This is a genomic window from Marinoscillum sp. (genome assembly GCF_965229915.1).
Lineage (GTDB): Bacteria > Bacteroidota > Bacteroidia > Cytophagales > Cyclobacteriaceae > Marinoscillum.
This window is the reverse complement of the sequence record NZ_CBDDJZ010000001.1, coordinates 3,058,666-3,073,798: the sequence shown is the minus strand read 5'-3', so window position 1 is coordinate 3,073,798 and position 15,133 is coordinate 3,058,666. Positions and strand designations below refer to the sequence as shown.

14 protein-coding genes are annotated in these 15,133 nt (G+C 44.2%); 8 read left to right on the top strand and 6 right to left on the bottom strand.

Features of this window, described 5'->3' with window-relative positions; translation table 11 throughout:
• Positions 1-243 precede the first annotated feature (243 nt).
• The 3 genes from ACO067_RS13345 to ACO067_RS13335 all read left to right on the top strand — a co-directional run bounded on the left by ACO067_RS13345 (position 244) and on the right by ACO067_RS13335 (position 4,775).
• Positions 244-2,778, top strand: a complete 2,535-nt coding sequence (locus ACO067_RS13345; RefSeq protein WP_421874845.1) for an adenosylcobalamin-dependent ribonucleoside-diphosphate reductase — start codon at positions 244-246, stop codon at positions 2,776-2,778.
• 244 nt (positions 2,779-3,022) lie between these two features.
• The gene (locus ACO067_RS13340) at positions 3,023-4,330 is read left to right on the top strand and encodes a hypothetical protein (protein WP_421874844.1); all 1,308 of its coding nucleotides are present in this window, start codon (positions 3,023-3,025) and stop codon (positions 4,328-4,330) included.
• 28 nt (positions 4,331-4,358) lie between these two features.
• A complete protein-coding gene (locus ACO067_RS13335; RefSeq protein ID WP_421874843.1) occupies positions 4,359-4,775 on the top strand; it encodes a DUF3052 domain-containing protein in 417 nt (138 codons plus the stop codon).
• Positions 4,776-4,832: 57 nt separating this feature from the next.
• On the opposite strand, the gene ACO067_RS13330 is transcribed toward ACO067_RS13335, so the two are convergent.
• Positions 4,833-5,246, bottom strand: a complete 414-nt coding sequence (locus ACO067_RS13330; RefSeq protein ID WP_421874842.1) for a hypothetical protein — start codon at positions 5,244-5,246, stop codon at positions 4,833-4,835.
• A 179-nt stretch (positions 5,247-5,425) separates the two neighbouring features.
• On the opposite strand from ACO067_RS13330, the gene ACO067_RS13325 reads away from it, so the two are divergent.
• Positions 5,426-5,608: a hypothetical protein gene (locus ACO067_RS13325; RefSeq protein WP_421874840.1), complete on the top strand. Its 183-nt coding sequence runs from the start codon at positions 5,426-5,428 to the stop codon at positions 5,606-5,608.
• Here the strand turns inward: ACO067_RS13325 and ACO067_RS13320 are convergent, their stop codons facing one another.
• Both ACO067_RS13320 and ACO067_RS13315 read right to left on the bottom strand, forming a co-directional pair.
• A complete protein-coding gene (locus tag ACO067_RS13320; RefSeq protein ID WP_421874839.1) occupies positions 5,609-6,508 on the bottom strand; it encodes a hypothetical protein in 900 nt (299 codons plus the stop codon).
• Positions 6,492-6,932, bottom strand: coding sequence for a DM13 domain-containing protein (locus ACO067_RS13315; protein WP_421874838.1), 441 nt, complete (start codon positions 6,930-6,932; stop codon positions 6,492-6,494). The genes ACO067_RS13320 and ACO067_RS13315 overlap by 17 nt, the downstream gene beginning before the upstream one ends.
• 248 nt (positions 6,933-7,180) lie before the next feature.
• On the opposite strand from ACO067_RS13315, the gene ACO067_RS13310 reads away from it, so the two are divergent.
• The 4 genes from ACO067_RS13310 to ACO067_RS13295 all read left to right on the top strand — a co-directional run bounded on the left by ACO067_RS13310 (position 7,181) and on the right by ACO067_RS13295 (position 11,298).
• On the top strand, positions 7,181-7,882 hold the full coding sequence (locus tag ACO067_RS13310; RefSeq protein WP_421874837.1) for a response regulator transcription factor: 702 nt from the start codon (positions 7,181-7,183) through the stop codon (positions 7,880-7,882).
• Entirely contained in the window at positions 7,879-9,372 is a 1,494-nt protein-coding gene (locus ACO067_RS13305; RefSeq protein WP_421874836.1) for a sensor histidine kinase, read from the top strand. Before ACO067_RS13310 ends, ACO067_RS13305 begins: the two co-directional genes overlap by 4 nt.
• Before the next feature lie 42 nt (positions 9,373-9,414).
• Positions 9,415-10,302 (top strand): DMT family transporter, encoded by an 888-nt coding sequence (locus ACO067_RS13300; protein ID WP_421874834.1) that lies wholly within the window; start codon positions 9,415-9,417, stop codon positions 10,300-10,302.
• Positions 10,303-10,374: 72 nt separating this feature from the next.
• Positions 10,375-11,298, top strand: coding sequence for an SRPBCC family protein (locus ACO067_RS13295; protein ID WP_421874833.1), 924 nt, complete (start codon positions 10,375-10,377; stop codon positions 11,296-11,298).
• A 21-nt stretch (positions 11,299-11,319) separates the two neighbouring features.
• On the opposite strand, the gene ACO067_RS13290 is transcribed toward ACO067_RS13295, so the two are convergent.
• From ACO067_RS13290 to ACO067_RS13280, 3 genes are read right to left on the bottom strand one after another with little or no spacing between them, the layout of a single operon-like run.
• Complete coding sequence (locus ACO067_RS13290; protein WP_421874832.1) at positions 11,320-11,694, bottom strand: DUF1801 domain-containing protein; 375 nt, start codon at positions 11,692-11,694, stop codon at positions 11,320-11,322.
• A complete protein-coding gene (locus ACO067_RS13285) occupies positions 11,694-13,808 on the bottom strand; it encodes a hypothetical protein (protein ID WP_421874831.1) in 2,115 nt (704 codons plus the stop codon). Before ACO067_RS13285 ends, ACO067_RS13290 begins: the two co-directional genes overlap by 1 nt.
• A gap of 60 nt (positions 13,809-13,868) precedes the next feature.
• Entirely contained in the window at positions 13,869-15,080 is a 1,212-nt protein-coding gene (locus ACO067_RS13280; protein WP_421874830.1) for an alpha/beta fold hydrolase, read from the bottom strand.
• Between the last annotated feature and the right edge of the window lie 53 nt (positions 15,081-15,133).

The window sequence follows — 15,133 nt, the reverse complement described above, 5'->3', positions numbered from 1 at the left end:
GTTGCTTTGTACAAGAAATGACTCAATAATTACTTTCCGTGTAAGGAGATATATCCCTATTTTGCCAACCAAACTGACCCATTCCAATCAATTAAGGAGAATTTCAATCTTTCATTAGTAATTCAGGGGAATAAAGGACCTTGACACCAAACATACCACTCTATGACCTGAGTCATACACTTTCCAACCAGCTCCTATTTCCTTTGATCCAGTTTTTAGCCTAATCATAAACTTCTCTATCTGATGTCTGATTTACTCCTGGAAAACTCCACTTACTCACGCGAAGATGTATTGGAAGCCGCTTTGCTCTATTTCGGAGGTGATGAGTTGGCCGCTACTACCTGGGTCAACAAATACTGCATGATCAATGAAGATCATCAGTTTTTGGAACTTACCCCGGATGACATGCATGAGCGTATGGCTCGTGAATTTTATCGAATCGAACACGACTACCAGCAGGTAAAAACGGATAAATCCAATCTCAGTGAATACGGCCAACGACGTAAACCACTCAAGGAATCAGTCATATTTGAGTTGTTCAAAGACTTCAAATACCTGATCCCTCAAGGTAGTGTCATGGCACTACTGGGCAACCCACACCTCACCGGATCGCTTAGCAACTGTGTGGTGATTGATTCGCCTGTGGATTCCTATGGAGGTATTTTCTACACGGACCAGCAAATCGCCCAGCTCTGTAAACGCCGCTGTGGGGTAGGTTTTGATCTATCCACCATCCGACCAAAAGGTCTGGCCGTACACAATGCAGCAGGAACTTCTTCAGGTATCGTTTCATTTATGGAGCGCTTTTCCAACACTACACGAGAGGTGAGTCAGAATGGTCGCCGTGGAGCACTCATGCTGACCATCGATATTGCCCATCCGGACATTGTAGAGTTCATCACCGTCAAACAGGATTTAACGAAAGTCACAGGTGCGAATTTGTCCGTACGCGTTTCCGATGCATTCATGCAGGCGGTACATAGCGGCGATGACTTCACGCTGCATTGGCCAATCAATAGTGAGAAGCCGATCATTTCTAAAACGATCAATGCCAGAGAACTTTGGTCTACCATCATCAAAGCTGCACACCATACCGCAGAGCCTGGGATCATTTACTGGGACAAGCAGCACATCTATAGCACCTCTTCCGTTTACCCGGAATTTGAGAACGCTTCCACCAACCCATGTTCGGAAATTGCCATGCAGCCCAATGATTCTTGTCGACTCATGGCGTTGAATCTCTTTAGTTTTATCAAACAGCCATTTACCTCTGAAGCACGGTTCAACCACGATCTGTTTTACGAAGTAGTCTATGAAGGTCAGCGTTTGATGGACGACCTGGTGGACCTGGAGTTGGAGCATGTCAACAAAATCATTGAAAAAATCGCGAATGATCCGGAGCCCGGGCATATCAAGCATGTGGAGGCAGACACCTGGAATCATCTACACAGCAATGGCAAGAAGGGTCGCAGAACGGGACTTGGCTTCACGGCACTGGCTGATACCCTGGCTGCTTTGGGAGTAAAATTTGATAGCGACCAGGCTTTAGATCTAGTCCAACAAATCATGGCTACCAAATGCAAGGCAGAGTTTGATAGTTCGGTGGATATGGCCATTGAACGGGGAGCTTTTGAGGCATTTGATCCTGAAATAGAGAAGACCTCTGCCTTTGTGACGTTTTTGGAAAAAGAATTCCCAGAAACCTATGAGCGTATGATGACTCATGGCCGCCGCAACATCTCCATATCAACGGTGGCACCAACGGGGACTGTTAGCTTACTGGCTCTAACCTCTTCAGGAATCGAACCGGTGTTCATGCTTTCATACAAGCGTCGACGCAAAGCCTCAGAGCAGTCTGACAAAGAATCAACTTTCATAGATGCATCCGGAGATCGCTGGGAGGAGTTTGATGTCTATCATGCCAAGCTGGAAGAATGGAAAGCTCTCTATCCGAAAAAGTCCATAGAAGAGAGTCCGTATGCCGGAGCCACTGCTCCTGAAATAGACTGGCAAAAACGTATTGAACTGCAAGCGTTAATACAGCGATATGTCACTCATTCTATCAGCTCCACTATCAACCTGCCAGCCTCGACCACAGTAGAGGAAGTAGACGAAATTTATCGACAAGCCTGGAGACAAGGTCTCAAAGGAATTACTGTCTATCGGGATGGGTCCAGAACAGGAGTACTGGTCAGCCAGGATGAAAAAAAGGAAGAGGACATCATCGAGACCAAAGCGCCCAAACGTCCAAAGGAGCTGTTGGCTAAGGTCGTTCGTTTTCAAAATGAAAAAGAGAGCTGGATGGCTTTTGTGGGGTTACTAAACGGAAAACCATATGAAATATTTACTGGTCGGGCTGAGGATTCCTTTGCTTTGCCCGACTATGTGAAAGATGGCTGGATCATCCGTACCAAGGATTCTCAAAACAGGACTCGCTATGATTTCCGCTTTGTAGATAGCCAGGGCTATGAGGTATTAATAGCTGGTCTTTCCCGTTCTTTTGATCAACAGTTTTGGAATTATGCCAAATTGATCTCGGGTATCCTGAGACATGGGATGCCCCTGGTAGACGTGATCCATTTGATTGACAACCTCAATTTTGACCGCAACCACATCAATACCTGGAAAAATGGAGTGAATCGTGCCTTAAAAAAGTTCATTCCAGAGGGCACACATGCAAAGGATCACCTCTGTCCCAAATGTGGCGATGAAGAAGGTTTGATCTTCGAGGAAGGTTGCTTAAAATGCAAAAATTGTGGGCATTCGAAGTGTAGTTAGGCTTTTGCTGTTGCAACAATTCACTTGATCAAGATTTTAGTAAATAGATACGAATCAAACTCCCCGAGCTAACAGCAACATATTAGGACTTGTTGGTCTTCATTGCATTTTAAAACCTCTTCATTCATATGCGAGTGACAGTCATCCCAATTGACTTTAGATCTACAATCTGTCTAGAGCACTCGATTCGTGTACGAATCCAAGTAAGCATACGTTAGTCCTCTAGTGTTAATGTAAACGTGTTATGCAAAGAATCACCTTGATAGCGCTGCTCCTGGCAGTACAGCTAGCCTATGCCCAAAATCCTGATTTTGTCCAATTCAAACCTTTCCATTTTGGAGTTGTCCCTGGGTTTGGTAGTACGGGAGTCTACGGCCTTAAGTACGAACACAATGTCTCCATCAATCTCTTCTCAGGCCATGCCTATGCCAATAACATCCTGAGCATTGCCGGTATCAGTCACTTCCAGGTACAGAGAAGTCAGGGCATCAACATCGCTGGAATTTCCAATATACTGGGAGCATATCCCTTTCTCAAAGTTCGACAGCACCGCGATAGCCTGGCAGAGTTTGGGGCGATACAGGTGGCTGGACTGATCAATGGCGTCAATGGTGGGGGATTCGGAGGACAATTAAGCGGTGGCATCAATCTTGTCACAGGTACACTTGATGGAATACAAATTAGTTCCATTCATAACGATGTAAACAAAGCGCTTTCTGGAGGACAAATCTCGCTGGTATCCAATCGAGTCGGAGACATGGCACTTGGCTTTCAATCAGCTTTAGTGGTTAATCGCGCCAGGATGATGTCCGGCACGCAGCTCTTTGCCTTGTTTAATTATGTGAATCATGAGTTGGATGGATTGCAATTTGGTGGGTTCAATGCAGTATCTAACCGAAATAGTCACATTTACCGCGAAAACCGCTTCTATTGGATGCAGCTAGGACTGTTCAACCTCGCATTTGAAAACGGAGATGGTTATCAGGTAGGTTTGGTTAATTACGGTAAGGACATTGGTTTTGCACAGCTTGGACTGATTAATATCTCCGACAAGATTCCACAATATCCAGTCGGACTATTGAACCTCGCTGGGGATATTAATGGATTTCTTCGTGCACATACCAACCGTATGTTTCGCTACAATATCGAGATGGCGACAGGCTCCAAAAAGCTCCTGAGTGCTCTGACTTACAGTTGGGATGGTCAGCGAGATCGCAATGGATACAGCTATGCTCTAGGCAATCAAAAGAAAAAAGGTCCGGCAGGACTGGCTCAGAACCAATACTTCTATGAAGCATTCTTGCAAGTAACTAATCTGGTGGAAAACGGAGATTCATTTCTGGACCCCAACCTAATCTACACGGCCAAAGCACAGTTTGGATACAATCCATTCCGCAAAACTAAAATGATGGACCTCTACTTCTTTGTAGGTCTGACTGGTAATGCTACCTGGATAGATTCAGGCGATCCATCAGTGGTGGAGGGACCACTGGTCAGCCAAACAAATAACCATACTTTTTGGGCGGATCTAAACTTCGGGGTACAACTTTGACGTATATTCCTATGAACCAATCTACGAGATGATGCCGACTGCTGGATATTCAGGAACTCCCCTCGCCAAAAAACTGGGTATCAAACCCGATTTCAAAATCAAAATATTTGAAGCTCCCAAGCACTATTTTGACCTGTTTGCAGATTGGCCGGAAGGCGTGGAGCAAGTGGCGCATCCTGATCCTGAGAGCCTCGATTTCATACATGTCTTCACGCTCAACAGTGAGGCATTGGAAAAGTACGTACCAATGGCCAAGCCTTTTCTCAAGAAAAATGGAAGTCTGTGGGTATCCTGGCCAAAGGGTTCCTCGGGCATGCAAACAAATATCAACAGGGAGTCCATCAGAGATTTTGTGTTGAAAATCGGGCTGGTGGATGTTAAGGTGGCAGCCGTAGATGAAAACTGGTCTGGTCTCAAGGTTATGTATCGGACGAAAGATCGATAACCTTACTTTAAGACAAAAAACATTAGATTTCAGAGATTAAATCTGAATCCAATTCAATTACTCTACCTTCTGAATCCCGATGTGGCAACCCTCTATGCAGTAGACATACTTCAGTTTGAGCAAGTTGTCTTCAAAGGACAAGTGGTATTTGTAAACCAACTGCTCACTCATATCATCTGTCGGTTTGCTTGGATACAATTCTAATACAGAGATCCCATTGTCTTCAAGGATCCGGTAGTAATGGACGTCATTGAGTTCCTCATAGTTCGATTGGAAATGATGATCCGTACCAAACTGGATAAAACTGGACTGGTCCTCCACATTATCTGTGATGTAGCCAGCACCTGGGGAATAACCGACCTCTACTACTCGCCATTTACCAATGAGATCCTGACCGTTTTCAAGTTCATGGCAACAGTCATCACAGCCAATTGCCAACACAATAATTGCTATGAATAATAGATGTTTCATTTAGTAAATCATATACGATGCAAGTAATAGACCCAGTTTTTAGAAAATTCGTTGGGATCATCCTGTGTGAAAATGATATTCTCAATGAAATGGCTATTTTGTTAGATTTTATATTGACTATTTATCTTTATATTGATATATTCACACCCATATTGATCACTTATTAAAATTTTACCGATATGACACTTCTCAGGGTACACGACTTTCAGCAAGAGCTTGTATTCCAATTCATCCAAAAAGCCAAAGCGACTTTGGAACTTCAAAAGAGTGAAAACGAGAAGCGTCAAATGATCTTTCTACAGGGCCAGGAGCTTGGATTCTGCAATGATGAGATCGAAGTGTTGCTAGAGGATGTCAAGTAACTAGTCGTTTCCAGAAAAGAGCCCGGAGGTCTCATAGACAAGACCTAAGGAGAAGATCGGACCCTGGTAAATGTTGCGGCTCTGTTGAGGGCCATCCAGGTAATTAATAAAAGTGAAGTCCACTCCCCAGCTTTCCGTGGCGCTGTAATAAGCACCCAAGTAGTAGGAGGTAAACTCAGTTCCTTCACCTCTCACGAAACTTACAGCTGTTTCTGAGTCATTAAGTGTCTGTTGTAACTTCAGCCCAGCTTTCAACCATAGAGCTCCTACGGGCTGATAGCCTACCTCCAATCCTTCCATCATCTGGTCGGTCAACTGGACAGACTCATATGATGTACGAAAATTATAAGTTGAAAAAAAATTAACGTAACCAGGGAGTGGATATAAAGAGGTAGACACAGCCAATGTGGAATAGACATTAAACTCTCCATCTCCAGTAGGCAAGTTGATCGATCCAAAAGCAGGATTGTCATTCCGAGCATATTTGTTGGCTTGAGCAATGGGTAGCTCAGGCATGATGGTGAGTGAGATCGGGATCTTTTTCACCAGGGCATACTTAGCCCCTATCCTTATATCTCCAGTTCCCAACACCGTCTCTGTAGATTCAAACCCCTGCCACTTCAGCAACGGCCAGTCCATTAGTAGGGTCAAGCGTTCCGTTACACCATACTCGCCGTAGACTCCAACTTGTTGCTGACGGTAGGTAGCGGTGGTCATGCTTTCACCTGATAGGTTGTGGTACTCATCCGAGGAAAAGTGGATGTATGACAGCTTAAAGAATGCTTCATCTTTTCCTTTGGTCCATCCGCTCTGAGCCTGCACTTCAACAAGAGATCCACCCATCAGCGACAGGTGGATCAGCGGAAGTAATAAACCGATATATTTATTGGATTTCCGCATAACCAAAAGGTATTCCTGCAGAAGCACACCACAGTATCACGTGGGTATATTTAGCCGCTGGAGCTTCGTTTAGTCTGAAATACTGTTCACCGTTCATGGAGACATTGCCGATTAGCAATACATCTGGATTGCCACTCCCAGGATCAAATGATGCCTCACTTGAAGTGGATAAAAATACAGTTACTGTTCCTGTAGCCAATACAGTTTCAAAATCATCGGCAAAATGAACGAAAGAGGTTCCTTCAGAATCAACTCCAGTCTCCACCATACCCGAACTGCCAGTATCATTTTGTGCAACAAAATTCCCTGATGCTGACACGGCAAAATCACCTTGTGGCATGCTACTATCGATTATTTCCGGGTCTTCTTCGCTGCACGAAAGCAGCACGACTCCTAATGTCAATACGAATGCTAGTTTTTTCATGATATACATTTCTTGATTTGGTTATTATAAATTCCTTTTTACAAATCAAGCAAGCAGATATCTCTATTTGGTCACAGAGAATTCACATTTGCGTCAAATCGACTAGTGACCGCATTATTCCTAGGAGAGCCACTTTTTAGTCTTAAATAATGTCGTGGCAGTTCTATTTGGTCCTATTTATCACATAGTCTGTACCTCACTGTGATACTTCTGTGATACTTTATCGCTTGTATTGCTATGAATAAATTATGAAAAAGGTATTGGTTATAGAAGACGATCAAGAAATCGTCAACCTGCTGGAAATTCACCTGAGAGATCTCGACTGTGAAGTATTTAGAGAATATGATGGGCAGTCTGGTCTCTATCGGGCACTCAACGAAACTCCAGACCTGATTATCCTTGATATAGCACTACCTACTCTGGATGGTATGGAGGTGTGCCGTCAGATTCGATCTAAAAGCAACACACCAATTATCATGCTTACTGCAAAATCAGAAGAAATAGACAGAGTACTAGGCTTGGAACTAGGTGCGGATGATTACATGACCAAACCGTTCAGTATTCGAGAGTTCATAGCTCGGGTAAAGGCAACATTCCGGCGAGCATCCATGATTCGGGAGAGTATCGACATAGAGAATAAGATGTTGATGTCTTTTGGCAATCTGCTGATCAATGTAGAACAACGCAAAGTGACGATCGACAAGCGCAAAGTAGAGCTTTCGCCTAAGGAGTTTGAGTTACTATCACTCATGGCTACACACCCTGGCAAGTGCTACTCTAGGACAGACCTACTGAGACTCATCTGGGGCTATGATTTTGATGGATACGAGCACACTGTCAACAGTCATATCAATCGGCTAAGAGCCAAAATAGAAGCAGATATGAACAATCCACAATTCATCATCACCGCCTGGGGAGTGGGATATAAATTCAATGAAGAGGTTGTATGAAAGGAGCCATCAACAATCGACTGATCATTAAACTATCACTAAGCTTCTTTTTATTACTTGTAATAATAGGAGCGGCATTTGTGGCGCTATCGGTCTTTATCACCAACAAACATTTTGAGGAGGTGACACAGCGATTGAATGGTGAGGTAGCCAGTCATTTGATCAATGAGAAATTTAAAGATACCTCACCATTTCTAGAGGACGGGTCTGTGAATAAACCACTCTTTGGTGACATCATGCACGACATGATGGCAGTAAATCAGGGCATAGAAGTTTATCTTTTGGACGAAAAGGGCAAGGTGCTCTATTCGGTAGTTTTGGATCACCATCCGGGTGAGCCCGTAGCCCACATTGCCACCGAACCAATTCTCCAATTTCTACAGTCCGACAAGAAGGCTCATATACTTGGAGATGATCCCAGAAACCCTGGCCAAAAGAAGATCTTTTCCGCTGAGCGATATCAGGTGGAAGATAAAGCCGGCTTTATTTATATCATACTTGCTGGTCAGCAATACCAGATGGTGAATACACAGCTCTTTTCTAGCTTCTTCTTGCGGCTAGGAGTAGGAGCAAGTATTCTGATTGTGTTGTTTGCTGGAATCGTCGGGTTCATCAGCGTATGGTATCTCACCAGAAACCTGCGAGAAGTAATCCATCATGTAAAGCGCTTTCAGGAAGGAGACCTTAATGCACGAATACCTCAGGCGGAGACTAAAGATCTGAGTACGCTTGCTTCCACTTTCAATGACATGGCTGATACCATCGTCAGCAATATGGAAGAAATCAAATCAGTAGATACCCTGCGACGTGAGCTTATCGCCAATATCTCTCACGACCTGCGTACACCACTTGCTATTCTCCAGGGCTACATAGAAACATTGGAGATGAAGAATCAAGAGCTTGCGGATCAGGAACGACAACAATACCATAAGATAATCTGGAACAGCTCTGAGCGTCTATCACATATGGTCGGGCAGCTTTTTGAATACTCAAAGCTGGAGGCTCAACAGATAGAGCCACATAAAGAACCCTTCCAAATTACAGAACTTGCGCTGGATGTCCGCTCCAAGTTTGAACTACTGGCAAAGGAAAAAAATATTGGTATAGAACTAGAGAGCACGGACAATATTCCGTTGGTATTTGCTGACCTGAGTCTGGTGGAGCGAGTCATTCAAAACCTCATGGACAATGCACTTAAGTTTACACCTCCGGGTGGGGTCATTACCATGGAGGTAAAAGCAGATGAAGATCATGTAGCTATTTCTGTGAAAGACACTGGGCAAGGTATTTCTGAACACGACCAGCAGCATATTTTTGATCGGTATCGTAAGTCTAAGAGTCCTTCCAATGGACAAGGCTCAGGTTTGGGGCTGGCCATAGTGAAGAAGATACTGGAGATCCATGACTCCACGATAAGGGTGATTAGCCAACCAAATCTAGGAACTACCTTCCAGTTTGATCTACCGATTTATGCTGAGCGAGTGACATAAAACCCACAGCTGCGTTAACTTAGCCAGCTGAAATCAGCCACCTTGAAAAACCAAACAACACTAGGAGTTATCCTTGCCGTAACGGGCATTCTGCTTTTTTCCAGCAAAGCAGTGATGGTCAAGCTCGCCTACTTATATGGAGCAGATAGCATCTCCATCCTGCTACTTAGAATGGTTTTTGCTTTTCCATTTTACCTGACTATAAGCCTGATCAAGCGCCCCCAGCAACCGATAGCTCGCAGGGACTACCTATGGCTTTTTGCACTGGGAATGATCGGCTACTATCTGGCTAGCTATTTCGATTTTCTTGGTCTGCAATACATCAAAGCAAGTTTGGAGCGGCTCATACTCTTTATCTACCCCACACTTGTCCTGTTACTATCCTATCTCATTTTCGGTAAAACCATCACCCGAAAACAAGCGATCGGCGTGGTGGTAACCTACATAGGAGTGGTCATTATTTTTTCTGGAGAGTTGGCAGTTAATCAAAGTGATCAGGTAATATTAGGAGCAGTGCTCATCTTTTTCAGTGCGCTGACCTATGCCAGCTACCTAACTGGCTCCGGTTGGATCATTCCAAAATTTGGTGCCACTGTGTTCACATCATACGCCATGATGATCTCCTGCGGCTGTGTAGTGATTCATTACTTGCTGACAGAAGAAATAACCATACTGGACTTTGACGCAGAGGTGTACTGGATCGGGTTGGCCATGGCATTCTTTGCTACCGTCATTCCCTCTTACTTGATCAGTTATGCGATCAAAATGATAGGCGCTAATAGCTTTTCTATTTTCGGGAGTCTTGGACCAGTTTCTACCATTGCCCTCGCCTATCTGTTTTTAGATGAAAGTTTGACTTTGATCCAATTGGTAGGCTCTATAGTAGTCATCGGCGGAATCTTTCTAGCTGAAAAGAAGAAGAAACCTTAACACGCAAGTAGAGGTGTAGTATTGCTTGATTGTTTAGATAATAGTAAATTCCAGTAACCAATTTTTTATACCATGCCTAAATTTCACGTTGAGAAGTCAATCCTGATAGATGCTCCAGTGAGCAAAGTTTATGAATGCGTCAGCAACCTGAACCATTGGAACAAATGGTCTCCCTGGTTGGTCCTAGAACCAGGAGCCACATTTAATGTGGCCGATGATGGCCAGTCCTACTCCTGGGAAGGAGAGCGAGTAGGTAGTGGAGAAATGAAAATCTTAAGTACAGAAAAAAACAATTCAGTTGATTTTGACCTGCACTTTTTAAAACCATGGAAGTCGCAGGCAGATATCCGTTTCGAAATTTCTGAAAAAGAAGGAAAGACCGAGGTGAAGTGGCTCATGGATAGCAAGTTGCCATTCTTTTTGTTCTTCATGAAAAATATGATGGTGGCCATGCTCGGAATGGATTTTGATCGTGGGCTGAAAATGTTGCAAGATTATGCAGTGGATGATCAGGTACACTCTAAGCTTGATTTTATTGGCCAGACTGATTACCCGGGCTGTACCTACATTGGCATCACTCGATATGTATCTATGGACAACATGGGTCCTGCTATGGAGAAGGACTTTGGAACGCTCATGGAGTTTATGGCAGATAAGACTGACATCATTTCCAATGAGCCCGTTTCTATTTATCATAAATGGGAGATAGTCAAAGGGATGGCCAGCTACACCGCGGCGATTCCCGTATCTGAAGTGCCCAATGGCTTACCGGATGGGGTTGTTACGGGTAGCATACCTCAAACCAGGCTCTATAAGCTACGTCACATTGGTAAATACGACCACCTGGGCAATCCATGGAGTGCCATGATGATGATGCAGCGAGCCAAGGTTTTCAAGCAAAAGAAAGACATTCACCCGTTTGAAAGCTACGTGAACTCACCAGCTGAAACAGCTCCAAAAGAGCTCATCACCGATGTGAATTTCCCGATCAAATGATTTGAACCAGGTCTGGAGCTATCAGCATGACAGGTCCAGACCTGCTTTCCACCTTTGCAGCGCCATGTCGATGAAAGCAGGCAGTGAGGTTGCTTCCAGGTCAATGCTTTTTTTAATTCGGATACATCCTTTTCCCAGATCAAAATCTTTTAAGAGTGCTCCTGAAGGATCTATTTTTTTCGTATCTCCCACATAGAGACTGACGTAGTTTTTCTGAGCGTTTAAGTGGAACAAAGAAGATTTGTCATTGCCATAGCGAAGCATCTTATACTCCATCCCTTCGTCTAATTCCGAGTAGCCCAGCAGCAGTTGTCTGATCCACAAAAGCTTCTCTTTGCGCCAGTCATTTTGGAGCTGGCCCAGGTAATCGTCAGGGTTCGTAGCTTCGTATTGCATTACAGTCTCACTCTAATTCCAGGACCTATTAAAAAGAACATCTTCTGCTCACTCATGAGATAGCCTCCTCCGGCGTATAGTGGGAAGGTCAGTTTGTTGTCACTGGAGGTTGGGTACAGCGACCCGATCACCACCAGTCCGACATCCCGGTTGCCGCCGCTCTCAGAGAAGTTAAATGCGTCAATGGCAATGAAGCCAGCTCCAATTTTATAGGGCTTGTATTTAGCAATCTTGCCCTCCTGGTAAAAACTCATCTGCGCAATCATGGCAAAGCTCACCCCACCAAAATTGGTAAATGCCTTCGTACCAGACTTAAGAATCAGCAAACCAGCAGGAAAGGATACGTCAATGTCAAAATTGTAATCCCGCTTCAGGTGGATCAGAATTTTCTTAGTCTTGCCAGCGCCTCCATATTTGCTTTTGATATGACTGATCTCCAGCTCAATCCGAGACCACTCTTCTAACTCCGAAGTTTTTTTAGAAATAAAATTATTAAGGTTGATGTCATCTCCTCTGCAGTCCTTGCTTTCATAGTTGACGAACCTCGGCGAGGCTTCATTGGGACAGACCACCACCTCATCAAATTGATAGAGTTCGATCAGGTTTCCTTTCTTATTGGAGATCTTCACTTTAATAGTCAGGTACTGCTTACCGTATAGGTCACCATCATCGATTTTGGATCGTTGAAAATCAAAAACCAGATCGGTGAGGGTCTCTTCATAATAAATTGGCTTATCCACATTGGCTACATTCACCTGTCGGGTACCAAAGTCAAGATCGATGAAATCAAGATCACGTGGACGCTGGTATTCCTGCACACGTAATGAGGAGCCTGTTGACTCGTTGTGATTGAATATTTCTATGCTGTTGGAATTGATCGTCAGCGGTATTTTGATGCGAAACAAGCTGATCTGTTCATTTTTAATCAAAGAATCATAATCCAGATTATTGGCACCTGGGAAACTGAAATTGGCTTTGTGTAGACCTTCACCTTCCAGCTTGATGTTGATGGTTTCTCCTGGGTAAACCACATTGGACTTTTGCCAGTCTTTACCCTCACGCTGCACGTAGATCGATTGGATACTTGTTTTGGGTGTGATATCGACATTAGTAACAAACCATGGGTCATCACCTTCTTTGATATACAGGTAACCTTCTGACTGTCGGTGAAAGGCATAAGGTCGCAGTAAACACAGTACTTTATCGTTGTTGAGTCGAGCTTTCGTGTAGAGCTCCGCTATCAGTGGCCCTCCAGATTCTTCCTGATTTTCGATCCGATAGGTTTTGTCTAGTCGTAAAAAGCGGTTGTTATCGATCTGGACTTCAATAGGCTCAGTCTTATCCTCTTTGGGTGTGACCTCTTGTTGGTCAAATTTCAGGAAAACCAGCCGACCTGATTTAACGCTGAACTCTACTTGAAGAGGCTCCAGATCGTATATAAATTGTCCATTTTTCCGAAATGGCCGCTTCACTTTGAAAGGGACCTCCAGCTGTTGGTTACCCAGCTTATTGGGCAATAGGTGTAGCAATAACCTCGGTCCATCGCGCGTGGTACGATAGTTAATCGGCAAACCTTCTGTCCAGCGATTGTCGGGTACTATGTTCTCCACATTGTTGCTGGTAAGCTCGAAAACCTTCTCCTCTCCTATATACAGCTCATCAGTATTGGGATATAACTTCACGTAGATTTCTGTATATGGATACAATGGTAGCTCTACGATCTCTTCGGTGCTGTCTATGTTCACTCTGAAGGTGAATTTCAAAAAATCACTATTGGTGAGGCTGTTGAACTGCACCTTGAAGCGGGCATAATCCCGAAAAAGAATCAAAGAATCTACCTGTGAAAAATCCCCTGAAGGGACTAGTGAAATACCGGTCACTGGAGACTCTTCGTCGAACATCAGGTACACCTCGGCTACCTCATTTTCCTGGTCATAGCTAAACCGAAGCATTTCTTTATTGTTCCTGGTCACCACATCCTTTGACCAGCGGTATTCCATGGTATCTACAAAAATCCGGGCATCTAAAAAATAGCTATCGTTAAAATCCTGCTGAGCGACAGCATTTAGTGACAGCATCATGACATAAATTCCAATAAGAACCTTTCGCTTCATATAGAGTGGTTTGGAAACTGAAAAATGGCCAGGTGAGTGATTGGCGGCAAAGTTAATAACCTAGCTGGCTTCTTCAGTGATAATTTCCGGTTTACCTTCCAGCGTCTTATGGACAGGACACTTTTCGGCAATCTCAACCAATCGTTTCCGCTCATCAGCAGTCAGGTCTCCTTCCAGATGAATGATCCGTTTGATCTGATCAATTTTCCCTTTGGCAGATTCAGATTGCTCACCATCTTCTACATGTATCTTGTCGTGAGTCAGTCGGACTTCCACTTCCTCCAGCTTCAGCTTTTTGTAGTTGGCGTACATACGCAGAGTCATAGCCGTGCAGGCACCCAATGCGCTCAGCAAATAACCATAAGGTGAAGGTCCCAGATCAGTTCCCCCGCTGCCTTCTGGTTCGTCAGCTATGAGCTGATGCTGGCCAGCGGTAATTTCCGTCACAAAATCGTTGCCTGATAACCGGGTCCACACTTCGCCCTCTGGAGCCAGGTTTTGCTCCTCATCAAAATCCACATACCGTTTGGCCCAGGGACTAATGATACTGCCTACATATTCTGAGTCCCCAATGTCCGACATTAAATGATCCGCTCCGTCCAATGAAATAAAGCTCTTTGGGTGCATGGCCGCATCGTATATTTCTGCGGCATTTTCGATCCCAACGATGTTGTCTTGAGGAGAATGGAGAATCAACAGGGCTCGATCGAGTTCGTGTATGACCTCTTTGGAGTTCTTCTCGGATAAATCATCCAGCAACTGCTTTTTGATCTTAAATGGCCGACCGCCAATGTTGACTTCTGCTACTCCAGCATCTTCAATGGATTGTTGACTGTCTTTGAACAGTCGCTTGACATGCTCTGGATCGGCTGGAGCACCTATGGTCACCACTGCCTGTACTTCCTGTAGTTTGCTGCTCACGTGAAGAACAGCCGCTCCACCCAATGAATGACCGATCATAATCTTAGGTGGCTGAAAATTCTTAGACAGAAAATCATAGGCATCTTTCAGATCACTGAGGTTGGATGAAAAATTGGTCTCCTCAAAATCTCCCTCGCTCTGTCCAAGTCCTGTAAAGTCAAACCTGAGCACGGCTATCCCCGTTTGGGTAAGTGCTGCTGCTATGTTGTCAACAGCTTTAAGGTTCTTGGAACAAGTGAAACAATGAGCGAAAATGGCATAGCATTTCGGCTGACCGATTAGGGGAAAATCGATAATCCCTGAGAGTTTTTTGCCTTCATTATTATCGAAAGAAATTTTCTGGGAGCGCATGGTACGGGTGATTGCGTTTTAAATTGATTAATTTAGATGGCCATCTGTAATGA